17 protein-coding genes and 1 pseudogene are annotated in these 22,651 nt (G+C 44.0%); 7 read left to right on the top strand and 11 right to left on the bottom strand.

The window, feature by feature from the left end; all coding sequences use genetic code 11:
* Positions 1 to 72: 72 nt before the first annotated feature.
* Both GVO63_RS15845 and GVO63_RS15840 read left to right on the top strand, forming a co-directional pair.
* Positions 73 to 1,933, top strand: a pseudogene (locus tag GVO63_RS15845) (DUF294 nucleotidyltransferase-like domain-containing protein).
* A gap of 5 nt (positions 1,934 to 1,938) precedes the next feature.
* Positions 1,939 to 2,619 (top strand): 3'-5' exonuclease, encoded by a 681-nt coding sequence (locus GVO63_RS15840; protein ID WP_159581210.1) that lies wholly within the window; start codon positions 1,939 to 1,941, stop codon positions 2,617 to 2,619.
* Positions 2,620 to 2,706: 87 nt separating this feature from the next.
* Here the strand turns inward: GVO63_RS15840 and GVO63_RS15835 are convergent, their stop codons facing one another.
* The 3 genes from GVO63_RS15835 to GVO63_RS15825 all read right to left on the bottom strand — a co-directional run bounded on the left by GVO63_RS15835 (position 2,707) and on the right by GVO63_RS15825 (position 4,845).
* Positions 2,707 to 3,648 carry a diguanylate cyclase gene (locus GVO63_RS15835; protein WP_159581208.1) on the bottom strand — a complete coding sequence of 314 codons (942 nt, stop codon included), beginning with the start codon at positions 3,646 to 3,648 and terminating at the stop codon, positions 2,707 to 2,709.
* Between the two features lie 122 nt (positions 3,649 to 3,770).
* Positions 3,771 to 4,190: an MAPEG family protein gene (locus GVO63_RS15830; RefSeq protein ID WP_159581206.1), complete on the bottom strand. Its 420-nt coding sequence runs from the start codon at positions 4,188 to 4,190 to the stop codon at positions 3,771 to 3,773.
* Positions 4,191 to 4,338: 148 nt separating this feature from the next.
* Positions 4,339 to 4,845 carry a fasciclin domain-containing protein gene (locus GVO63_RS15825; protein ID WP_159581204.1) on the bottom strand — a complete coding sequence of 169 codons (507 nt, stop codon included), beginning with the start codon at positions 4,843 to 4,845 and terminating at the stop codon, positions 4,339 to 4,341.
* A 286-nt stretch (positions 4,846 to 5,131) separates the two neighbouring features.
* Here GVO63_RS15825 and GVO63_RS15820 point away from each other — a divergent pair, with 286 nt between their 5' ends.
* On the top strand, positions 5,132 to 6,289 hold the full coding sequence (locus tag GVO63_RS15820) for a lipopolysaccharide assembly protein LapB (RefSeq protein WP_159494705.1): 1,158 nt from the start codon (positions 5,132 to 5,134) through the stop codon (positions 6,287 to 6,289).
* A 55-nt stretch (positions 6,290 to 6,344) separates the two neighbouring features.
* Here GVO63_RS15820 and GVO63_RS15815 read toward each other — a convergent pair whose 3' ends face one another.
* The 5 genes from GVO63_RS15815 to GVO63_RS15795 form a co-directional block, all read right to left on the bottom strand.
* Positions 6,345 to 7,184 (bottom strand): isopenicillin N synthase family oxygenase, encoded by an 840-nt coding sequence (locus tag GVO63_RS15815; RefSeq protein ID WP_159581202.1) that lies wholly within the window; start codon positions 7,182 to 7,184, stop codon positions 6,345 to 6,347.
* 169 nt (positions 7,185 to 7,353) lie between these two features.
* Complete coding sequence (locus tag GVO63_RS15810; protein WP_159494703.1) at positions 7,354 to 8,565, bottom strand: NupC/NupG family nucleoside CNT transporter; 1,212 nt, start codon at positions 8,563 to 8,565, stop codon at positions 7,354 to 7,356.
* Positions 8,566 to 8,577: 12 nt separating this feature from the next.
* The gene (gene udk, locus GVO63_RS15805) at positions 8,578 to 9,201 is read right to left on the bottom strand and encodes a uridine kinase (RefSeq protein WP_105930445.1); all 624 of its coding nucleotides are present in this window, start codon (positions 9,199 to 9,201) and stop codon (positions 8,578 to 8,580) included.
* Positions 9,202 to 9,404: 203 nt separating this feature from the next.
* Positions 9,405 to 10,355 (bottom strand): hypothetical protein, encoded by a 951-nt coding sequence (locus GVO63_RS15800; protein ID WP_159581200.1) that lies wholly within the window; start codon positions 10,353 to 10,355, stop codon positions 9,405 to 9,407.
* The gene (locus tag GVO63_RS15795; RefSeq protein ID WP_236552180.1) at positions 10,355 to 11,206 is read right to left on the bottom strand and encodes a hypothetical protein; all 852 of its coding nucleotides are present in this window, start codon (positions 11,204 to 11,206) and stop codon (positions 10,355 to 10,357) included. The genes GVO63_RS15800 and GVO63_RS15795 overlap by 1 nt, the downstream gene beginning before the upstream one ends.
* A 423-nt stretch (positions 11,207 to 11,629) precedes the next feature.
* On the opposite strand from GVO63_RS15795, the gene GVO63_RS15790 reads away from it, so the two are divergent.
* Together GVO63_RS15790 and GVO63_RS15785 are read left to right on the top strand one after the other, a co-directional pair.
* Positions 11,630 to 14,809: a TonB-dependent receptor gene (locus tag GVO63_RS15790; RefSeq protein WP_159581196.1), complete on the top strand. Its 3,180-nt coding sequence runs from the start codon at positions 11,630 to 11,632 to the stop codon at positions 14,807 to 14,809.
* Positions 14,810 to 15,004: 195 nt separating this feature from the next.
* Positions 15,005 to 15,688 carry a type 1 glutamine amidotransferase domain-containing protein gene (locus GVO63_RS15785; RefSeq protein ID WP_159581195.1) on the top strand — a complete coding sequence of 228 codons (684 nt, stop codon included), beginning with the start codon at positions 15,005 to 15,007 and terminating at the stop codon, positions 15,686 to 15,688.
* 141 nt (positions 15,689 to 15,829) lie between these two features.
* On the opposite strand, the gene argR is transcribed toward GVO63_RS15785, so the two are convergent.
* Complete coding sequence (argR, locus tag GVO63_RS15780) at positions 15,830 to 16,294, bottom strand: transcriptional regulator ArgR (protein ID WP_105930397.1); 465 nt, start codon at positions 16,292 to 16,294, stop codon at positions 15,830 to 15,832.
* A gap of 237 nt (positions 16,295 to 16,531) precedes the next feature.
* Between argR and mdh the strand changes: the two genes are divergently transcribed.
* Entirely contained in the window at positions 16,532 to 17,470 is a 939-nt protein-coding gene (gene mdh / locus GVO63_RS15775) for a malate dehydrogenase (RefSeq protein ID WP_014950802.1), read from the top strand.
* 313 nt (positions 17,471 to 17,783) lie between these two features.
* Here mdh and GVO63_RS15770 read toward each other — a convergent pair whose 3' ends face one another.
* Positions 17,784 to 18,590: a hypothetical protein gene (locus GVO63_RS15770; protein ID WP_159581193.1), complete on the bottom strand. Its 807-nt coding sequence runs from the start codon at positions 18,588 to 18,590 to the stop codon at positions 17,784 to 17,786.
* A gap of 130 nt (positions 18,591 to 18,720) precedes the next feature.
* On the opposite strand from GVO63_RS15770, the gene GVO63_RS15765 reads away from it, so the two are divergent.
* On the top strand, positions 18,721 to 19,767 hold the full coding sequence (locus GVO63_RS15765; RefSeq protein ID WP_159581191.1) for a S9 family peptidase: 1,047 nt from the start codon (positions 18,721 to 18,723) through the stop codon (positions 19,765 to 19,767).
* A gap of 130 nt (positions 19,768 to 19,897) precedes the next feature.
* Here GVO63_RS15765 and ppc read toward each other — a convergent pair whose 3' ends face one another.
* Positions 19,898 to 22,519, bottom strand: coding sequence for a phosphoenolpyruvate carboxylase (gene ppc, locus GVO63_RS15760; RefSeq protein ID WP_159581189.1), 2,622 nt, complete (start codon positions 22,517 to 22,519; stop codon positions 19,898 to 19,900).
* Positions 22,520 to 22,651 lie beyond the last annotated feature (132 nt).

Here is a 22,651-nt window from a genome sequence, read left to right as displayed (position 1 = left end):
CAACCTATTGGCGAAAGTGAGTAGGTTGGTTTTTTCTTTTGGTATAACAATTCCCACTATTGGATGAAGCCCATGACTGCAATAGCTAAACAAGTTGAAGATTTTCTTGATACGTCGGCGCCATTCGACACGCTCGATAGCGATCAGAAGCTCCAGTTAGTGAAACACGCAGAACTGATTTACGTTACGGCTGATAACGTAGGTGAACTCCAGCAAGGCTACCCAGCACTTTTTTTAATTCAAAGTGGTCAATTTTCTGTGCAAGATTCGGATGCTCCTCTACGCCATTTAAGTGAAGGGGATTACTTCGGCTATACGAGTATTATAGAAAAACGGTCCTTTCCATTAAGCGTTAGTGTGGATAGTCCGGGGTTAGTGTATCGTTTTGATGCATCAGCGATTGAACCATTACTGGAAGAAACGGCGATACACCATTTCTTTGATGGGCTTCGAAATAACGCCCTGCAAAATCATGCAATCTCTGATACCAACTCAATGTGGTTATATAAAGGTCTTCGGGACGTTATAGAAAAATCGCCTGTTTCAGTGGCGCAAGGCACCTCTATATCTGCGGCAGCGCAGCTGATGACAAATAAAAAGGTGTCGTCACTACTTGTCACGAATGAAGATAAACTTATTGGTATTGTCACCGACCGAGATCTTCGGTCTAGAGTGGTTGCCACCTCTTTAGATACGTCGTTATCGGTTGACCGCATAATGACGCCTAACCCTGCACAAATAACGGGAAACCGAACATTATTTGATGCGTTAGCACTAATGACCGAACGAAATATCCATCATTTGCCCGTTATCGATCATCAATCGCTTGTGCCATTAGGGATGATTACAGCAAGTGATATTATTCGTCACCAACGAGGGAACGTGCTTTTCATTATTGGCGAATTGAGTAAAGCAGAAAGTTTGTATGAGTTAACCCGGCTTTCTTGGCAACTACCCCACTATTTCTCAGCGCACGCCAAAAAAGCGGGCGATTACGATATTGCGGGTAAAATCTTGTCTCAGGCAACAGACATTATGACCCGAAAGTTGATCGGTTTTTTCCAGCAGAGTCGGTTTTTTCCAGCAGAGTAACGGTAAAGCGCCGATGATGTTTGCCTGGTTGGTTTATGGTTCTCAGGCTCGGGAAGATCAAACCATGGGATCTGATCAAGATAACGGTTTGTTGCTCGCGAATCGCCCTTCTCAGTCCCAGGCAGACTACTTTGCTGCAATGGCTGAGTATGTCTGTAACGGACTAGCAAAATGCGGTATAAAATTGTGTGATGGCAACATCATGGCCAGTAATCCTGCGCTTCGTTTGTCGCTGGAAGAGGCGGTAGAAGAGGCCAAGCAATGGGTCAAAGCGCCTACAAAAGATGCCATTATGCACTTCAATATTTTCTTAGATGTTCGATGTGCGGCTGGTGATGTCAGTTTGTTTAAGCAATTACAAAAGCGCAGAGCGCCTTTAATGCAGCAAAAGATGTTTTTGGCCGCATTAGCCAGGCACAGTAATGAGATCTCGGTTCCATTATCGATGTTTCAGAAGTTTATTTACGAAAAAGCTAAAAACGACAAGCGTAAGGAAAAGGATGTGATCGATCTTAAAACCCGAGCAGTCGCACTGATTAATAATATTGCCCGAATCTATGCGCTTGCAGACGGCATATTGCTGCCTAACACGCTCGCTCGTCTAGAAGCGCTGTCTTCAAGCTCTCAGCTTTCTAAGCGAGATGCGGCTAATCTTAGAGATATCTGGCTTTTCTTAAATCGTTTGCGCTGGCGTCATCAGTTAGATAATAAAGTGACGGATAACAGAGTATCCGTATCAATGCTATCTTCGATAGAAAAGCACCAGTTAAAGGCGGCCTTTAAAGCGATTGATCGTACTAATCAAGCCATGGTGATGAAATTTTCTGGTGGTATAAGCTGATTGCGATGATGAAACAATGTATTCAGGCTTTTGCATCGGCAATGTTCGGCAGAAATAAGTTTAGACATGACCTACGAAGCAAGCGTGTTCGCGATACCTCTTTTGCGGCCTTGGACTTAGAACTCACGTCTTTAGATGCTTCCACATCGCAAATAACTTCAATTGGTTATGTGGTGGGTAAAGCCGGGCGAATTTCACTTTCTTCTGGCGGCTATCACATTATTAAAACGAACGCTGACTTGGGGCAAAGCCCCGTTATTCATGGATTGACGCAAGATATTTTGTCAGAAGGTGAGGATTTAAAAGACGGGCTGACAGCGCTGTTGCGGCTGTGCGATAAACATATTTTGTTGTTCCATAACGCGAGGCTCGATCTCATGGCATTGAACAGTGCGTTTAAGCGATGCCAACTTCCTCAAATAGAGATTACGTATATTGATACCTTGCAACTGGCGTTGTACCAGTTAAATAAGCAACATCAGGTGCTACCGAATAATAGTGCGACGCTGACTGTATGCCGACAGCGTTTAGATTTACCTGCATTTCCGGCCCACAACGCATTAGATGACGCGTTGGCGACTTTGCAGTTATTTTTTGCACAATTGAATGAATTAGGTATTACTCCAGACGATTCTTTGGAGGCGCTTTTACATACTAAAGCGGTGGGGAAGTATCAGCTAGGCTAAAGCTTGTTGAGCGTTACCATACGTTTCGCTACCGATTTGTCTGTCGTTTTAATCGGGCTTGGCGGGTAACAAAAAAAATACAAGGACTTATGAGCTTTTCGTTAAAGCCGGCATTTTCAATTGGTTTCGGCCAGAGGTTTTTGCTAAGTATAAATTTTTGTCTGCTTCTAGCATCACGTAGTCGATGGTTTTGTTGTCATCTGCATTTTTAACCGCTAACCCTGCGCTCAATGTAACGCGTTCGTATTCGGATGCTGCATGGGGCAAATTTAGATCGTAAATAGTGGTGAGTAACCTTTCTGTTACTAATTTAGCGCCCTCTAAATCTGTATTAGGCAGAATCACCAGAAATTCTTCTCCTCCAATTCTTACAAGCTTATCCATGGGCCTTAGCAATGCTTCACTAATGGTCTTACTCACTTTCCACAGACAGCTATCACCATCTAAATGGCCGTACATATCGTTGTATAATTTGAAATAATCCACATCGAAAATGATCAAGGAAAGGGGACAAACGTTGCGAAGCCCGTCTTTTACGAGCCTTGGAAGGTAGTCATCAAGGTAATGTCGGTTATACGCACCGGTTAGCTTGTCGATATAAATAAGCTTTTCAAGTAAATCATACCTTAACTTATGGTTGAGGTGTGACTTAACCCGATTGCGCAAGGTACACGCGTTCACCGGCTTCATAACGAAGTCTACGCACCCTGAATTCCAGCATCTACTCTCTTCTTCATCGGTACTAGAGGAGGTGACAAATATAATAGGAATGTTTGCAAGCGAAGGTTTTTTTCTTAACAGCGCGGTTGTTTCATGACCATCTAATCCGGGCATAGAAACGTCCATTAAGATTAAGTCGGGTGTGCGAAACTTACAGTAATCAATGGCTTCTTGTCCCGAATTAACGGAAATGCAAGATACGATATCTTCAAGTAATGTTTCAAGCACAAGCCTGCTGCTCGCTTGGTCGTCGACAATCAATACTTTGCAGTCATCTAAAGTACGATCGCCAACCCGTTCAATATACACATTCACTCCTACGTGAAGGTTAACCCTCTACTGCACACATTACTCCTGTCATCGTCAATTGTGGATTAATCATAAGTTGAATATTTTAACATTTCGCTAGTTGCCAAATTATCGGCGTGGATTTACGCAAACAATTGAGAAAATGCGAGAATGAAAACAGCGACATTACAAATAACGCCAAGCATATAGAAATAGCTTCTTGGACTCGGATTCTTTTCAGTCGCAATAGCATAGTAAAGTGCCATATGAATAATTCGGCATAGTGCATATACCCAAATAAGCGCGGCTAATATGCCGGTAGATGCACCCAAAAACATACAAAATAAAGCCGGAAGGGTAAATTGATGGACGTTTTCTAAAGAATTATGAAAGGTTCTATGACTTCTAAAAACAAAACTGTCGTGACTTAATTCTTCGCTTACTTTACCCGGAACATAAGTTGACTGTTTTCTGTGCGCGACTGCTGCGACGATATTTTGAATAAAGACGGTCAAACAAATCACGAGTAGACCCGCAATACTATAGCTATACACTGAAAACATAAGAACTCCGTTTCATAATAATTAAGAAGTAAGGTTAAAGGTTGGTTTTAGCGTTTAAAGCGAGAATATGTACGTGAGGTATGAGAGGTAGGATCGGGTTTTTTAAACGAAAGCACTGACGTATCAGTGCTTCGTTAGTTATTGATTATTAGAGCGCAGCAGCGACGTCTGCGGGCAATAGCACGGTGTCGATAACATGAATTACGCCATTGCTCGTCATAATATCGGCCTTGACCACCTTCGCATTGTTGATCATGACATGACCCATACCACTTGAAACCTTCACATCGCTTCCTTCTACCGTCGTCGCAGAAGAAAGCGTTGATACGTCTTCTGCCGTTACTTTACCTGCTACCACATGATAGGTAAGTATCTTAACAAGCGTCTGCTTATTTTCTGGCTTCAAAAGCATATCGATGGTCCCAGCGGGGAGTGCTGCGAATGCTTCATCAGTGGGTGCAAACACCGTAAACGGGCCATCGCCTTTCAAGGTTGATACGAGGTCAGCAGACTTCACTGCGGTGACTAGGGTAGAGAACATGCTATTTCCAGCAGCAGTATCTACTATGTCCATTTTTTCGGTATCTTTGTGATGCCCAGCGAATACAGAAGCGCTAAAAAGCATAACAACAAACGCACTCATTAATTTTTTCATACTATTTCCTATACATGATTAAAAATTTACAACGAATTTATTGGCTCTCGACTTACTTACCGCACCATTCAGTTATCGAGCGTTACTGAAGTGTTAATGGTTACGGTAAAAATGAAATATTTGATGATTAACTTTCCTTAACCTTGAACGAGACGTCATCGGCAATGGAAACGTGGATTAATGAAGTTTTGCGGTGAATCAATACAAAATCGAGATGTAAATAAAATGTAAAATTAACGCGGGCGGCTATACTTATTGTATCGAGTACACAACAAAGGTGCCTGTAATGAATGCTCGAGTTATAGCCATAGCAATGTTCTGTTTTGCTGTAGGCGCATGTAAGTCTACTGACACACCAACAGCAGACACTGCCCCCCCGTTATTGAACGATAGTCTGTTTCCTACTTATCGTTTGTTCCCCGTCGAAACACCGGAAGAGATCTTCTTTTTAGGTGAAGAAGCACAACGATTTGCAGAAAAAGCGGTTTTCGAGAAAAGCCTTTTAAAGAAAAACGTAAAAGGCTTGGTAAAGGCAATTTTCGACCATGCAGACCGCGGTATGTTTTATCGAAACAGTGCTAACACTAACGCAGATACCACCTTTAATAATCGTGCAGCAAATTGTCTTTCGTTATCAATAATGACCTATGCGCTTGCTGACCATGTAGGTCTCAATGCGACGTTCTACGAAGTAGATATTCCCGAATACTGGACTCGTCGAGAGGGATATAGTCTGCTTAATGGGCATATTAATTTGCGAATATCAGTGCCCAACGACGGGGTGATAGCGGCTGTTGGCGGGACGTGGGCTGATGTGGATTTCGACCCTCAGATGATACGAAATTATTTTCCGAGAAAAGCCGTGTCTATGAACAAGGTGATATCTATGTACTACAACAATAAGGGGGCCGATGCGTTAGTGGCCAACAGATATACGCGAGCTTATAGTTATTTTCGTGCAGCAGCAAAGCTATCGCCGGAATTGCAGCAGAGCTGGGTAAATTTAGGCGTTCTTTACCGCATGGTTGATGAATATGACCAAGCTGAGATAGCCTACAAACATGCGCTGGCGCTCAACGACGATCATCTAACCGCGTGGGAGAACTTATCTATTCTTTATACTTATCAAGACAGAGATGATGAAGCGTCTCGTATTACGCAAATGGTGGAAGCGAAGCGTAAAAACAACCCTTTCTATCACTATATTTTAGGTGAGCAGGCCTTTGATTCCGGCGATGTTGAGTTAGCAATAAGTCATTACGAACGTGGTCTCAAACTAGACAACAGTCGTCATGAAATACTATTTGGTATGGCAAAAGCGTTTCACGAATTAGGAGATATTAGTGAAGCCCAGCGCTATCTCAAGCGTGCGGTTACCCACTCGCCTAACGAACAAGAAAAACAGCGCTATTCATCAAAATTGGCTACCCTGGCGAGCAGCTAAAAAAAAGCCGCAGACTAGCTGCGGCAAAAGAATAACACTACAAAAGGAACTTAATTTATATAACGCCCAGCTCACGAAGGCGCTCTTGCAGGTATGACCCTGCGGTATGACGTTCTGAAAGAACAACATCCGGTCTAGGGTGTAAAAATAATGGCAGTGAAATACGAGATTTCGTCATATCAGCGCCATCTGGGTTTACAACCCTATGAGTAGTTGATGGGAAATATCCGCCTGATGCTTCTTGAAGCATGTCGCCAATATTCACAATCAAGTTCCCGAAATCACAAGGAACTTCAATCCAACTACCGTCTTTAGCTTGTACTTGCAACCCGGGCTCATTAGCTGCTGGTAAGATAGTAATGAGATTAATATCTTCGTGAGCAGCAGCGCGAATTGCATCTACTTCTTCATCACCTTTTAGTGGCGGGTAGTGCAGTATACGCAGTAAGGTTTGATCAGAATCTTTGATCATGTCACCTAGCGGTTGACTGTACTTATCGCTCACCTGTGAAGGAGAATGTGTTTCTATCCAACCCAATAGCTCTTTCGCTAGCGTGTTCGCTTCCTCATAATACTGAGAAATCTGTGGACGTAGTGCGTCTGGACACTGACCCCACGGATAGAAATGGTAATATTCTTTAATATCTTTTTTCGTAAAGCCTTTAGCTACCTCAGAAACGCTCTGAGGAAAAAAGCCGTCTTGTTTGCCTTTGTTGTACAGGTAATCATTCTTCTCTTCACTATCGAAGAAGCCCTGCCAATTGTCGTAAATACCTTGAACCAATGACTGCTGGATAGGGTGATTTTTCAAAACACCAAACCCTGTCTCGCGAAGCGACTTCACGAATTCTTCTTGAGCGTTTTCCGCTTGGTAATCAACAGCAACTAATTGCATAACTTTATCCCGTATATTTTGACTGCGGCATTATAAAGGTAGACGGGCTACAGAAAAAAGTCGCAGAAATTGATACAAATCAACCCCGCGATGAATTGGCGCGTAATTTACATAAACCTGACCAGTTAGTCTAGTAAAATCTTGACCAACTGGTCCAAATTAATGAAATTTAACCAAGAGAGAGGTAAAAGCCCGCAAGTGCGGCACTCATTAAGTTTGATAGCGTTGCAGCGATAACAGCTTTTAACCCCAGTCTCGCAATTTCTTTTCTGCGTGTTGGTGCCATAGCACCAATTCCACCCATCAAAATAGCGATAGAAGAGAAGTTTGCAAAACCACAAAGTGCAAAGGTGATAATGGCCTGAGATGCTTCAGACAGCTGTGATTGGTTCTCCAAGAAATTTAGGTAAGCAACAAACTCGTTGACTACCATTTTCTGGCCAATAAAGCTGCCTGCAAGTTGTGCTTCTTCCCATGGTACGCCGATTGCCCATGCAAGAGGTTGAAGTACATAACCCAGGATCCCTTCAAACGTCACGTTTTCATAACCGAATAGCCCAGCTGTCCAGCCAATAAGGCCGTTGAACATGGCAATAAGTGCTATGAAAGCAAGTAGCATTGCACCTACGTTTAACGCAAGCTGCATGCCTGATGCAGCGCCACTGGCAGCCGCATCAAATACATTGGCGTAGCCGGTATCTTCCGCATCTACGTCATTTAAGTCTTCATTGGGCTTACTGGTTTCTGGCAGCATTATTTTTGCCATTAGTAAGCCACCAGGCGCCGCCATAAAGCTGGCCGCCAGTAAGTATTTCAGCTCTACACCCATACCGGCGTAACCGGCCATTACTGAGCCCGCAATGGACGCCAGGCCTCCGACCATAATCGCGAAAAGTTCAGAGCTTGTCATATGAGGAATGAAAGGGCGAACCACAAGCGGCGCTTCGGTTTGTCCAACAAAAATGTTGGCGGCAGAGGACATAGATTCTGGGCGACTTGTGCCAAGTGCTTTTTGTAAAAAGCCGCCGATAACCTTGATGATAACGCCCATCACCTTAAGGTGATACAACACGGCAATGAGAGCAGAGAAGAAAACGATAACAGGAAGTACGTTGAACGCGAAAATAAACGCGATCGACTTGTCGCCGATTGGGCCGAATAAGAAATTAATGCCTTCTTGGCTATAGTCAATGATGTTGGCGACGAACTTCGTAGCGCCCAACAAGACTTCTTTACCAGTTTCAGAATACAGGACAAATGCGCCGACCGATGCTTGAATAGCAAATGCGCCACCCACGGTGCGCAAATTAATACTGCGTTTCGCTGAAGATAAAGCGAAGGCAATAGCCAGTAGGACTGCAATGCCCAGTAAACTCACCATATTAATGTTCCCTTAAAGAAGCGCTTGCTGAATGTGTGATTTGATCACATCTAATGCAATTTGGTTTTTACCACCTTGTGTCACTACTACGTCGGCAGTGAAACGGCTTGGTTCGATAAATTGATGATACATTGGCTTTACAGTTTCTTCGTACTGTTTAGCGACAGATTCAATGCTACGACCGCGCTCTTTGAGGTCACGCATCATCCGGCGCATCAAGCAAATATCTAGCGGGGTATCAATGAAGATCTTTACGTCGTAAAGAGGAAGTAAATCTGTTCGTGCTAACAACATAATACCCTCAAGAATGATCACTGGGGCTGGATTAAGGCGCTCAGTTTCAGGTAAACGGGTATGCGTTTTATAGCAGTAATGTGGGTAGTCAATCGGCTGACCTTCACGCAAGGCTTGCAAGTGTGCTTTTAATAGCTCGTGTTCAAAGGCATTCGGGTGATCGTAATTATTCTTCTCACGCTGCTCCATGGGAAGGTGATCTTGAGCACGATAGTAGTGATCTTCGCGCAGCACTTGAACAGGGCGGCCCTGAGCACTGAAGCCGTTAAACAAATTTTTTGTAAAAAGAGACTTCCCAGAGCCTGAAGCCCCAGAAATGGCAATAATAAGTGGCGATTGCATAGTACTATAAAGCTGGTTTTGTTGGTGCAAAGATACGCGTTTAGGCCTCGCGAATCAATGATATATTCACAAGTTCTCTTTTTTTGGATCGGTCTTTGCTAGAACTTTATTGTATTTTCAAGGTATTGCAGGCAATTTATGCAACCTGCAAAAAATGATGAAAAGCTCTCCAACTGGTCAGTTTTTAGTAAGATCAACACGCCCTAATTACCGATAATTTCTATATCCTCGTCTTTAACCAACGGTATAGCAAAAGAGTGTTGCTTGGAACGAGAGCCCTCACCCTGTGCACGAGGGGGGTAATACGTTTCTTTCTCTTCGTTGAATGATGAGAACACCTCGTCAAGGGCAGCTCTTATTTCACTTAATGTCTTGTCTAGATTCGCGTTAAAATCGGGTCGCTTACGCTTGGTATGTCCAAGCTCGATAAGTCGACCAAAACTTTTGTTTGCAAGTGCAAGTAGTTCCGGTGGTACATCTTTATGAGGGGGAAGTGGCTCACCCGGATGTTCAATACAATACTTCACTAACGCAGTGTAAAAGCATAATGGTTTGTTTTGAAGCGTAACCACTTTGTCGTCAATACCGTTGGATAGGGTTTTGTCTTGTAAATTTATAATAAGTTTCGGAGTAGGAGGGATAGCCTCTTCAAGCACTTTTGTCGCTGGATTTTTATTTGTAATAGAGAATAATGGCGACATTAGCAATGAAGCTAAAAAAGCGCCCCAACTGAAAGTTAATAAGCTAAATGCGGTTTTGCTGCGCAGAGAGACAGTGATTTCTTGCTCTGCATTGATAAACGTAGATGAAATCGCATGGGAATATAATGAAAAGTCTTCTGAATTCGTTTCTATTCCCTGTACGCCCTTTACTAAAATCGGATAACCTTTTTGCTTGAGGGTATCGTTTAATCTCTCTAAGTAACGGTAAATAGCAAACTGATTCACGGGTGTATTAAGTGTTTTATTGCCAACATCTAAAAATGCACTATCTAAGATGATGCGTCGCTCTACGTTATCAATAGCTTTGTGTATAGAAGATTGGAGAGAAAAATATTGCGCAGTGACGGCCACTACCTGCAGCGCAACTATTAATGCGAGCGTATTTAGGGCAATGATGGGCGCATGCTTCAATTGAAATTTTTTATTACCCATTAGTTACACCCTTCTTCCAATGTAATAGTTTTGTAATATGGCCTAGGGTGAGACATCGCAATATCGTGAACCACTGATTGCATAGCACAGAACAGGTCTGTATTTTGCGTTTGCATTTTAAGATACCACTTCATGCCGCTAACACTTTCCTGCAAAGGGGTTGCATAGTTTCTTGAGAACTTTTTATTATCATCTTCCGCCCAGTAGGAAGAAATTATATCGATATCACCAGCAAGCAGCGCTCGCCTGAGCTCTTGGTGGGAACTGTAATAAATGATATCGACATTGCTGTCGCTTAAACCTAAGTTTTGCATAATGGTTTTGGGCACGATGTGGCCGGAGCGACTGCTCGGATAGTCGAGTAAACCAATGCGCTTGCCTAAAAGGTACTCTTTATTGAGTTCTGGTCTCTCCCGCAGAGCAATAAAGAATGCCGAATAATCAGGATGCGATGCAATTTCGGTAAGGCCATAAATCTGATCGGCCCCGAAAGCGTCGACTACATTACTTTTTACCAACGCTAAATCAACAACGCCGTGGTTAATATAACGAAACGTGTCGTAATCGCTTTGGCCGATTGTTATTTTAACCTCACTATACTGACGCTTTATTATCTGATCACTACACAGTTTTTCTCTTGCCATTTCAGCAATTCTACCGTCGGTCACATATACAGAAAAGATGTCAGGATTTCCTACCAAATCAGTTGTACAGGTTAAATGTTGACCGGTTTGTGGTGCAATGTAATTATAGGAAACTAAATTTTGAAAATAGGTCACCGCACCGCAGATAGTGGCGGCAATGATAAAAATTATCCATCTTCCGGTGGCTACAATTCTGAGATTCGTCAAAAAAACGACCAAATGAATTAACGATTCATAAGGTGATTTCATCAGTTAAGGTTATTTATTGCAATAGGTAAGTTTATTTTTAATTGTTAAATACATGATAAATAGGTGATTATTATAGGTAAACCTGATTTTTATTAAACGCTGTTTATTAGTCGTGTATGTGTCAAGAATAAACCCAGCTAATCGCTACGAAATGAGAATAATAATAATGAGTAAATTAACTTGACCGTTTGGTCAATAAATAATTTGTAAACTCAGTAGCCTAGGGCGATTGGTCTTAATAAAAATGTAGAACTGTAATAAAACTGACACGAACCTTTACGACAATTTGTCATGTTCGGGTATAAGCACAGGCTAGATGTGGTATTTTTGCATCACACTGACCCGTGTAAAAAAGAATTTTAAACAAAAAGGGAAACACACATGAGCTCATCAGCTAAATTCAGTCGCATTGCGGCTGCGGTTGCGCTGTCAATCGGTTTGTCGACAACTGCAATGGCGCAAGAAACGTCATCTTCAATGCAGGGACGAATTTTGACTCCTACAGGCGCTCCAGCAGCTGGTACAACTATCAAAGTCATTCATGAACCGTCAGGTACAACTCGTGAGGTTGTCGTTGGTGAAAATGGTGCATTCAACGTTCGTGGTCTTCGCGTTGGTGGTCCATACACAATCGTCGTTGACTCAAACACCTATCAAGATACAACAATAGAGAGCGTGTTTTTAGAGTTAGGTAATCCATTTGGACTTAATCTAACTTTAGATGACCAAAGCGACATCGAAGTGATTTCGGTGAGTGGAAGCAGTATTGCTGCAACAGCGTTTGGAGCAACAGGCCCTCAGACGGTTTTTGACATCGAGTCTCTTCAAAATGCCCCTGCAATCAACCGTAGTATTGGTGATATTGTTCGTGCCGACCCTCGTGTATTTCTGAACGAAGCGGGCAACGATGCGATTAGCTGTGGAGGTCAAAGCCCACGCTTTAACAGCCTAACGCTTGACGGTATTCGTCTCAATGACGCATTTGGTCTAAACAGTAATGGTTTCCCAACTGAACGTCAGCCATTCTCATATGATGCCATCGACCAAGTAGCGGTTGAGCTCGCACCATTTGATGTTGAGTACGGTGGCTTCACAGCGTGTAACATTAACGCAGTAACCAAATCTGGTACCAACGAAGTGAAGGGCAGTGCCTTTTATGATTTTACTAGCGATTCATATCGCGGTGAAGAGGTAAACGGTGTTGAGCGCGACAATGGTAACTACACAGAGCGTCGTTACGGTGTTAACGTTGGTTTCCCTTTGATTGAAGACACACTTTTCTTCTTCGGTGCTTACGAGAAGTTAGAAGGTGTTCAGTTATTTGACTACAACGCTTTGGGTCGAACTGTAACTCAAGGTGATGTTGACCAAGTAGCTGAAATCGCACAACGTGTCTATGGCTATGACGTTGGTGGTTTACCAGGTTCAGCACCAGTGGAAGATGAAAAAATTCTTGTTAAATTAGACTGGAACATCTCTGACGCGCACCGTGCTAACCTTGTTTACAACTGGAACGATGGTTTCAGTATTAGCCAGTCTGATGGGGGATCAACTCGACTTTCTTTAGATAATCACTTTTACGAGCGTGGCGCTGAATTAACTACAATTGTGGGCTCACTTTTCTCTGATTGGAATGACGATTTCTCGACGGAAGTACGTATCGGACACACCGATCTTGATAACCGTCAGGTTTCGTTAGACGCAGCGTCTGGATTCGGTGAAGCACAAATAAACACAGCAGACGGCGGTACCATCTACATCGGTCCAGATGACTCACGTCAGTCAAACAACCTTGATTACACTGTATTTAACTTCAAGTTAGCTGGTACATATTATTACGGCGATCACACAATCACTGCAGGTTTTGAATATGAAGAAGTAGATGTTTTTAACTTGTTCATGCAGCATACAGTAGGTGAGTATCGCTTTCTTAGCATAGCTGATTTTGAGGCAGGCCTAGCGGACCAGATTTATTACAACAACTCTGCAGGTACTAACAACCCAGATGACGCAGCAGCTTCATTCAAACAAGATATCACTACCTTCTACATCCAAGATGAGTTCTATCTAACTGATGATCTGAAGATTATGGCTGGTTTGCGTTATGAAAGATATGGATCTGACGACACGCCGACAGCTAACCAAAACTTTGCAAACCGCTATGGTTTCCCTAACACCATGAATGTTGACGGCCTAGACCTAATTCAACCGCGTGTTGGCTTTAACTACACAGTTAATGACGACCTAGAAATTCGAGGTGGCTTCGGATTATTCTCTGGTGGTAACCCGAACGTTTGGATTTCAAACGCATACTCTAACGACGGTGTTACTAACGTAGGTACTGTCGTAAACCGTTTCGGAAGTGATATTCCTGGATATGTGCGAGGCGAAACGTCAATTTTGGACATCGACCTTTCTGGTGAAGGTCGTCCAATCTTTGATGCGCCTCAAGCTATGGTTGACCTAGTGGCTGGCACTAGTATCACCGATGGTGATGCGCAGGTAAATGCCACAGACCCAGAGTTTGAAATTCCTTCAGAGTGGAAGTACAACCTAGGTGCAACGTGGACGGCACCAGGCGACTATTTAGTTACTGCAGACATTATCTATACAGACCGTCGTGACGCACCGATTGTTCGAGAAGCTAATCTTGAGAGAACGAGCGAGACTACATTTGATGGTCGCCCTGTGTATACTACAATCGACGGCGGTCGCCGATTAGGCCAAGATTATATTTTGGGTAACGTTCGTGGCGATAGCGGTAGCACGGTACTTATTTCTGGTGCTATTTCTAAAGAGTGGGACAATGGCATTGACGCTACACTAGGTTATTCTTATGTAGATGCTGAAGATGCTCACCCAATGACTAGCTCAACAGCGGGCTCAAACTACGAAAACGTTGCGGTTACTGACGTTAATAATCCTGGGGTGGCAACGTCTGACTATGCTATTAAGCATCGTTTCACATTTAACCTTGGGTATGCACACGAGTTCGTCGATGGCTACGAAACAAGCTTCAACCTATTCATGACCGCTAACGAAGGTCAGCCTTATTCGTTTGTTTTTGGTGATAACGGCGCGTTTGGTTGGGATAGTGCAGATTTCCGTCAACTTCTTTACGTTCCAACTGCGGATGATGCAAACGTAACATTCGTAGACAACGTAGATCGTGATGGTAACGTATTACAAACAGCTGAAGAAGCGCGTGAAGGATTCAACGAGTTTGTTGAGGCTTACGGACTTACTCGTGGCGAAGTTGTAGAACGTAACTCTGAAACGTCAAAGTGGTGGTTTAAAGCTGACATTCGCATCTCGCAAGAGCTTCCTGGATTGATGGAAGGGCACAAAGCTAGTGCATTCTTTGTTATCAACAACGTAACAAACCTTCTAAATGACGAATGGGGTGATTTCCGCCAAGGTTCAACACGTCTGAATGTAGTAGATGTTGACCTTAATGATGCCGGTGTTTACGAGTACAGTAACTTCGGTATGCCAGCAGAAAACGTTCAGCGCGATGCGTCTCTATGGGAAATGCGTATTGGTGTTAATTACCGCTTCTAAGCTGTAGACAGACACTAACGACAAGTTGTAGTGTTAGGTGCCACTCTCCTTTGCAGGAAGTGGCACTTTTTTATGTCTGTTACTTATCTTATTCAACTGCGCTTAATCGACCTCCAGTCGCTTTTATTGATCTATCTATCGCTGTTCACCGAAGAAACATACGACAAATTTTTGTAATGCTCGCAAGGAGGGCTTATGTCAAAACGTATGTTAATGGTAATGACGTCTCACGAAATTATGGGTGATACCGGTGAGAAAACGGGCATGTGGCTAGAGGAGTTCGCTGCGCCGTACTACGCATTTTTAGATCAAGGCTACACAATCACATTGGCCTCGCCAATGGGTGGGCAGGTGCCTATTGACCCTAATAGTCTTGCCGATGATGCCATGACCGATGATGCAATTCGCTACACAAAAGATGAGTTGGCACGTAGTGCAGTATCGTCAACAATTCCCCTTGAAGATGTCCGCGCGGAAGAATTCGACGCGGTTTTCTATCCTGGAGGCCATGGACCGTTGTGGGACCTCTCAGATAACGCTCATTCTATCAAGTTAATCGAGGACACTATTGCAGCTAATAAGCCTGTAGGGGCGGTATGTCACGCACCAATTGTGCTCAAAGACGTGAAAACACCTGACGGCAAATACTTGGTGGACGGGAAAGCTGTCACAGGCTTCTCGAACAGTGAAGAAGCAGCCATGGAGTTAACTGATGTAGTGCCGTATCTTGTGGAAGACGAGTTAGTGAAAAAAGGCGGTAAGTATGAGGCTGCTGATAATTTTGCAGTAAAAGTCTGTACAGATGGCTTGTTGGTTACAGGTCAAAACCCACCGTCGTCCCGTCCTGCTGCCGATGCACTGATTAAGCTTCTATCTTAATTCGTACATGCGGACGGGTATAAATTATAGGAAACCGCATTACACGTGCGGTTTTTTCAATGTAAAGAACGTAGGGTTTATAACGGCTAATCTTTTCGAAAACGAGGCTTTTTGTTGCCTCTCTAGGTAGATGTTCTTTGGCTAGACGTTCTCAAAAAGATCTTCAACCCGTTGTCTTAACTCTTCTATTTTAGATACGTCTGCCGGCGCAATGAATATCGTATCGTCGCCAGCTATAGTGCCTAAAACTCCATCTTTTTTACTTAATGAATCTAGCAAGCGTGCGATAAGTTGGGCTGCACCCGGACTTGTTCTTATTATGACCATGACATTGTTGTGCACAATGTCTAATACAAGCTGTTTGAGCGGGCTTTTAGCGGTTGGCATACCCAACTCAGGGGGAAGGCAGTAAACCATGTCTCCGCGGGCATTACGCGTTCTTACCGCTCCAAATTTACTTAACATTCTTGAAATTTTAGATTGGCTGATGTTGTCAAAGCTTTGTGACTTCAATGCGTCAACAATTTCGCCCTGCGAACCGTAACTTTCCGCTTTAAGGATCTCTTTGAAAGCTTTGATGAGTTGCTCTTGTTTTGCGTTTGCCATTAGCGCTCTTTTCTTTTTTGAGGGTTTTTATTAGGAACTGTACTGAGTATCCGTATATTGTGCCGTACAGGTGGACTTTGCGCAATTTCTTTGCATAATCATCCATGATAATGAATATCGAACAAAAATCGCCATAAATAACGTTAATAAGACGATCCGGTGATTGAGTTTTCCCCCGCGTTGCATTAGTGTGACGTTCCGTTTAAATACGTGAAGTAATCCCATAGGAGAAATGGTATGAAAGTAGCCGTGTTAGGTGCTGCCGGCGGTATTGGTCAGGCGCTGTCTTTGTTGTTGAAAACACAATTGCCAGCAGGTTCAGATTTAGCGCTTTACGACGTAGCGCCAGTTGTTCCTGGTGTTGCTGTTGACTTGAGCCACATCCCCACTGCGGTAAAAGTAACCGGTCACGGTAAAGATGACCTAGCTGATGCATTGACTGGAGCAGACGTTGTTCTTATTCCAGCTGGTATGCCTCGTAAGCCAGGTATGGATCGTTCTGATCTATTCAACATCAACGCCGGCATTGTTAAAAACCTAATTGAAGGTGTAGCTGATAACTGCCCGAACGCGTGTGTTGGTATCATCACTAACCCAGTTAACACAACAGTTGCTATTGCAGCTGAAACGCTAAAGGCAAAAGGCGTTTACGACAAGAACAAGCTTTTCGGTGTAACGACACTAGACGTTATCCGTGCTGAAACGTTTGTTGCTGAACTTAAAGGTGTAGACGTATCTTCAGTACACGTACCGGTAATCGGTGGTCACTCGGGTACAACTATTCTTCCTCTTCTTTCACAAGTTGAAGGTGTAGAGTTCACAGACGAAGAAGTAGCTAGCCTAACAACACGTATCCAAAACGCGGGTACTGAAGTTGTTGAAGCGAAAGCGGGCGGCGGTTCTGCAACCCTTTCTATGGGTCAAGCAGCAGCACGTTTCTGTCTATCTCTAGTTGCAGCAATGCAAGGTGAGAACGTTGTTGAGTACACTTATGTACAGACTGACGACAGCGATGACGCAGCATTCTTCGCACACCCAGTTCGCCTAGGCGCAAACGGTGTTGAAGAAATCTTGCCATACGGCGAGCTAAGCGCATTCGAAGAAAAAGCGAAAAACGACATGCTTGAAGGCCTACGTGGCGACATCAAGCTAGGCGTTGACTTCGTAAACGGCTAATAGTGCCCTCGGCGGGAAAGCCTGAAAAGGCAATCAAAACGTAGGCCCGCCGTGAATACATCCATGTAGGCTTCGCCACCGCTTCCCTGCGGTGGCGAGCCTACATTTTAATTATCTTCCCAGTCCTTACACCAAGATGCAATCTTATTAGCCCTCGTTTCTATAAAGGGTAAAAAGGCTGTTACGACCTTACATATCCGGCCTTTTTGTTGCGTGTTTGTTGGCTTCGCCACGGCATTTTGGGCACAGAAAAGCGGAGCTTTTAAAAAAGTCACTATTTCGCAGCGTTACATAAACGAGTGATCTAAGTAAATTAACGAGGCTTGGCTGGCTCTATTCGCAGAAGCGTTATTGTGCCCATGGCGGCTGGATAGCCCTTGTGTAGTGCATAGGTAAAGCCTGAAATCATGTTTTCAGTTTGAATAAATAGCATAATGTTTGATGCAAACGTTGTGTGCGAGGCTTTGATGTCGATAAGCCGCCCATCAATGCTTATATTGTCAGCAGAAAAATGAGATTCAACTTCATTGAACGTATTTTCCCCTTTTCTATAAACGCGTAACGAACCTGGTTCGTTTTCATTCAATTGCAATAATGCTAATTCCGGTCTGTCTAAATACTGCATCACACCAATCCAGGTACCAAAAGGGTGTTTGGCTGAACTCTGTTCTGCATCAAGTATTAGCTGTTTACGATTTTCTAGAAACTTTCGTGGCGTTGACGTTGCGTCTTGTTTAACGAGGAGATAGGTTTGGGAAATATAACTTTCTTCTTCCCGATAGCTCGACTCCAATACCTTAAACCCCCTATCAAGATAGGGTGACAGAGTAAGTGTGCGTGTAACGTCGTCTTTTATAATTGTTTTGATTGTGCACCTGTTTTCTACGCAAGTAATGTCATTATTAGTAAACGTGGTGCGACGTACTTTTTTCAAGCCGCCCGGAATGACTATTTCAAAAAGACTGTGTTCGCCGTTTTCATTTATTTGAAGTAGACGGAATGTAAGTTCATCTTCGCTGATGCCTTCCCATAAACCGGCAGGTAATTCCATTTGGCTGGCATTTGAGTGGCTGCTTAAAGACAGCAATATAACGAAGAATAGTAGTAAAGATGTGCGCATTTTTAGTCCTTTAAAACATGGGGTGACAAACTTTGTTACCAATCATATGCGTATTTCATTGAGTCGCAAAGCATTTCATAATTTACTAGTCACTCTCATTAGCTCTATGTAAAAGAAACAAGGATGTGTTATGAACCTTATTAAGCGAAAGGTTTTGCTTACCATTTTGTACTCTGCATTTTGTTTTAATGCCAGTGCGACAGATTCGGTGTCTAACAAAGCTAAGGGTGAAGCACCATTAGTTCACCAAATTTTTACTCAATTACCTAAAACATTCTCACTAAAGGGCAATGCATTACCTTTTGAAAATTATCGGGCGTGGCTTGCGCATGCACAAAGTAACAATCAAGACGTTGCTTTTGTCGACCGATGGCAGAAGGGTGTTAATCCCAACGCGTTCAATACGCTAATTCAACAAACAAGCGCTCAATGGATTGAGTATGAGTCTGACGGATTGAAGATTTCAGGCGTAATGGTGGCGCCTACAAACGCCGGTAATAAAAAGCTGCCGGTTATTATTTATAATCGCGGCGGTAATAATAAGCACAATGTCGGCCGAATTACTGTAGTAGACCGACTTCTTCCTCTTGCCGCACAAGGTTACATCGTACTTGCCAGCAATTATCGAGGCTCGCGCTTTAGTGAGGGGGAAGATGAATTTGGTGGTAAGGACGTAAATGATGTTGTAGCCCTTATCGACATTGCAAAGCAACTTCCTCACGCCGATTCGTCGAAAATAGCACTCTATGGTGTGAGTCGTGGCGGCATGATGACATGGCAAGCCCTGCGCCAGTTGAAGGCGTCGAATGATATTAAAACAGCTATAGTTGTAGCAGGCCCTACTGATTTACATTATGCGATTAACCGTCGCTCAGATATGAAAGCACTCTTGTATAAAATGGTCCCTGATATTGAGAACAATCAAGAGAACGCTTTGAATACACGTTCCGCTGTGAAGTGGGCAGATGAACTTAACACTAAAGTTCCACTTTTGCTTATTCACGGCGATGCTGATGTGCGTGTTGATGTTGCGCACACAAAAATGGCGGCCGAAGCGCTCACTAAAAACAAACACCCTCATAAAGTCGTTATTTACAAGAATGGAGATCATGGCCTTTCGTTTTATCAAAAAGAAATGAAAGCCGAGATAAGCAGCTGGCTTTCTAGCCATATGTAAGGCCTAAAGCTTTGCTATTAGGCTGTAAACACGAGCGTTAACAACGTGCCTTAAATACGCGTCTTAAATACAAAGAAGCCCGCTACGTTCTAACGAAGCGGGCTTCTTTTTTCTTCACAAATTTAGCTTGTTAACCTGTGTTACGCATACCAATAGCAATACCGGCAATGGTCACCATCATTGCGCGCTCTAAGCTGGTATTTTGCGACTCGTCACCGGCTTTACGAATGCGATCAAGAAGCTCAATTTGCAGATAATGCAAAGGCTGTAGATACGCGGCACGAATTTCCATCGACTCTTTACCTTGCGGGTCGTTTTTCATGATGTCATCTTCACCAGTAATGGCAAGTAACGATGAAATACTTTCCTTTAATTCGGTACGTAATGCTTCACCGAAATGCTTGAGCTCTTTTGGCACCAAGCGTTCATCGTAAGCTTCACTGATACGCGGGTCGGCTTTGTGGAACACCATGTCTAGCATAGAAAGGCGTGAACGATAGAATGGCCATTCGCTAAACATCTCGTTAACTACTTTTTCGTTTTCCGGTGTCTTCACGCTATCAATAGCGCGCATTACGCCTAGCCAGCTCGGCAAAACCAAGCGAGTCTGGGCCCAGGCGAAAATCCACGGAATAGCACGTAGGCTTTCGATACCGCCTTGCGGCTTACGCTTAGCAGGTCGGCTACCCAATGGTAATTTACCCAGTTCTTGCTCTGGCGTTGCAACGCGGAAGTAAGGCACAAACTCTTCATCGTGTCTTACCGTAGCGCGATAGTTATCGCGGCCTTGCGCGGCCATCGCAGTAATAAGCTCGCGCCACTCTTCTTTTGGTGCCGGAGGCGGGAACAACATGGCTTCAATAATGGCGCTGGCGTAAATACCTAGGCTGCGTTTAGCCAGTTTTGGCATACCGAATTTATAGCGAATAGTTTCGCCTTGCTCAGTTACGCGGAAGCCACCTTCTAGCGAGCCTGGAGGCTGTGAGTAAATAGCAGCATGTGCGGGTAATCCACCGCGACCAATTGTACCGCCACGGCCGTGGAATAGGGTTAGGCTTACATCGAATTCTTCAGCAATGGCAACCAACGCTTCTTGTGATTGATACTGTGCCCAGCCAGCAGCGAGTGCACCAGCGTCTTTCGCTGAATCAGAGTAACCGATCATGACGAACTGACGGCCCTTCACGTAGCCGCGATACCAGTCGATAGACAGAAGTTTACGCATTACGTCAGGTGAGTTGTTCAAATCGTCCAGCGTTTCGAACAGTGGTGCTACCGGCATTGGCCAATTTACGCCGCTTTCTTGAAGAAGCAGTTGAACCGCCATGACATCTGATGGCTCACTTGCCATTGAGATAATGTAAATACCGAAGCCATGCTTGCTGTGTTTAGCAATCACCTTACAGGTTTCAAGCACTTCTTTTACGTCGTCCGACGCCTCCCATTGAGAAGGGAATAGTGGGCGCTTAGAACCCAATTCACGCAGTAAGAAAGCTTGCTTGTCAGCTTCACTCCATTGTGCGTAATCACCAAGACCTAGATAGCGAGTCAATTCACTAAATACGTCGGCGTGGCGTTCAGAATCTTGACGCACGTCAAGGCGAAGTAGGTGAATGCCGAATACACGTGCACGGCGAATGGTGTCTAGCAACAGACCGTTTGCGACTACTTGCATGCCGCAGTCTAATAGCGACTGGTAGCAAAGCATTAGCGGCTCAATGAGCTCATCATCGCTTTCTATCCAGTTAGACGTGTCTGGGTTTTTACCCGCTAAGTAGTCGCTGATTCCGTCGCGAGTGGTGATGAACTTATCGACAAGAGGACGCAATAGGGCACGATACGGCTCATTAGCATCGCCTACCTTTTCGCGAAGGGCATCGTTACAGTCGTACATCGACAGCTCAACTTGCAGACGGTCTAGGTCGATTGCAAAAAGTTTGGCCGCACGTTTTCTTGCCAGCAATAGCACTTGTTCAGTCACTTTTGAGGTGACAAAAGGGTTGCCGTCGCGGTCGCCACCCATCCACGAGCTAAACTGAACAGGGGATGCATCAAGTGGTAGCGATACGTTGTAATCTTCATTCAAGCGATCATCGAGCTCGCGCATGAAGTCCGGTACCGCTTCCCATAAAGAGTTTTCGATAACAGAGAATCCCCAGCGCGCCTCATCAACAGGCGTCGGGCGTACAGAACGAATTTCTTCGGTGTGCCAAGCCTGGGCAATCAGGTCAGCAATGCGGGTTTCAATTTTCTTTCGCTCAACATCATTAAGCGATTCTTGGTGAATTGCTTGTAGGCAGTTCGCCAATTCCTTGTGTTTGTGAATAAGTGTACGGCGCGTTACCTCAGTCGGATGCGCAGTGAGCACAAGGTCGATATTTAGTTTTGCTACCGCGTCTTGCACTTTATCAGCAGTCAGTTCTGCTTTATCTAGGTGTTTGAACAGTGCATCAATCGATGCATCAACATTCATTGCTGCGTTGTATTCTTGCTCGGCAATGTTACCTAAATTCAAGAATTGTGCGAAGGCACGGCCAACAGTAAGCAAATCGCTGTCAGACATCGTTTTGAAAGTTTCTTTCAGTTCTTCGCTGCATGTAGCGTCCCCCTGATAAGACGCTCGGCCGCCTTTACGAATCTTTTCAATGCGGTCTAGCCACTCTTGACCCAATTGATTTTTGATTGTTTCACCTAGGGTTTTTCCTAGGTATCGAACGGTATCTTTCAGTTCAGCATCGTAGTGTGTTTGCATGCTATCCTCCTAAATATATGGCCTTAACCATACTGTGTCCTTTGCGACTTGTCTAACCACTTTCGGTTATAATTTACAACATTTTGATACTTTTACACCCTAATTAACATTGCTCAAAGCAAGATATTTTGT

The sequence above is a fragment of the Alteromonas sp. KUL106 genome (assembly GCF_009811415.1).
GTDB lineage: Bacteria > Pseudomonadota > Gammaproteobacteria > Enterobacterales > Alteromonadaceae > Alteromonas.
Note: the sequence above shows the minus strand (reverse complement) of the source record. Positions and strands in the feature narration are given on the sequence as shown.

Bases quoted from the DNA above. Each gene is read 5' to 3' on its own strand.
- GVO63_RS15840 (WP_159581210.1), top strand. From the start codon at position 1,939: ATGATGAAACAATGTATTCAGGCTTTTGCATCGGCAATGTTCGGCAGA.
- GVO63_RS15830 (WP_159581206.1), bottom strand. From the start codon at position 4,190: ATGTTTTCAGTGTATAGCTATAGTATTGCGGGTCTACTCGTGATTTGT.
- GVO63_RS15825 (WP_159581204.1), bottom strand. From the start codon at position 4,845: ATGAAAAAATTAATGAGTGCGTTTGTTGTTATGCTTTTTAGCGCTTCT.
- GVO63_RS15820 (WP_159494705.1), top strand. From the start codon at position 5,132: ATGAATGCTCGAGTTATAGCCATAGCAATGTTCTGTTTTGCTGTAGGC.
- GVO63_RS15815 (WP_159581202.1), bottom strand. From the start codon at position 7,184: ATGCAATTAGTTGCTGTTGATTACCAAGCGGAAAACGCTCAAGAAGAA.
- GVO63_RS15810 (WP_159494703.1), bottom strand. From the start codon at position 8,565: ATGGTGAGTTTACTGGGCATTGCAGTCCTACTGGCTATTGCCTTCGCT.
- udk (WP_105930445.1), bottom strand. From the start codon at position 9,201: ATGCAATCGCCACTTATTATTGCCATTTCTGGGGCTTCAGGCTCTGGG.
- GVO63_RS15800 (WP_159581200.1), bottom strand. From the start codon at position 10,355: ATGGGTAATAAAAAATTTCAATTGAAGCATGCGCCCATCATTGCCCTA.
- GVO63_RS15790 (WP_159581196.1), top strand. From the start codon at position 11,630: ATGAGCTCATCAGCTAAATTCAGTCGCATTGCGGCTGCGGTTGCGCTG.
- GVO63_RS15785 (WP_159581195.1), top strand. From the start codon at position 15,005: ATGTCAAAACGTATGTTAATGGTAATGACGTCTCACGAAATTATGGGT.
- argR (WP_105930397.1), bottom strand. From the start codon at position 16,294: ATGGCAAACGCAAAACAAGAGCAACTCATCAAAGCTTTCAAAGAGATC.
- mdh (WP_014950802.1), top strand. From the start codon at position 16,532: ATGAAAGTAGCCGTGTTAGGTGCTGCCGGCGGTATTGGTCAGGCGCTG.
- GVO63_RS15770 (WP_159581193.1), bottom strand. From the start codon at position 18,590: ATGCGCACATCTTTACTACTATTCTTCGTTATATTGCTGTCTTTAAGC.
- GVO63_RS15765 (WP_159581191.1), top strand. From the start codon at position 18,721: ATGAACCTTATTAAGCGAAAGGTTTTGCTTACCATTTTGTACTCTGCA.
- ppc (WP_159581189.1), bottom strand. From the start codon at position 22,519: ATGCAAACACACTACGATGCTGAACTGAAAGATACCGTTCGATACCTA.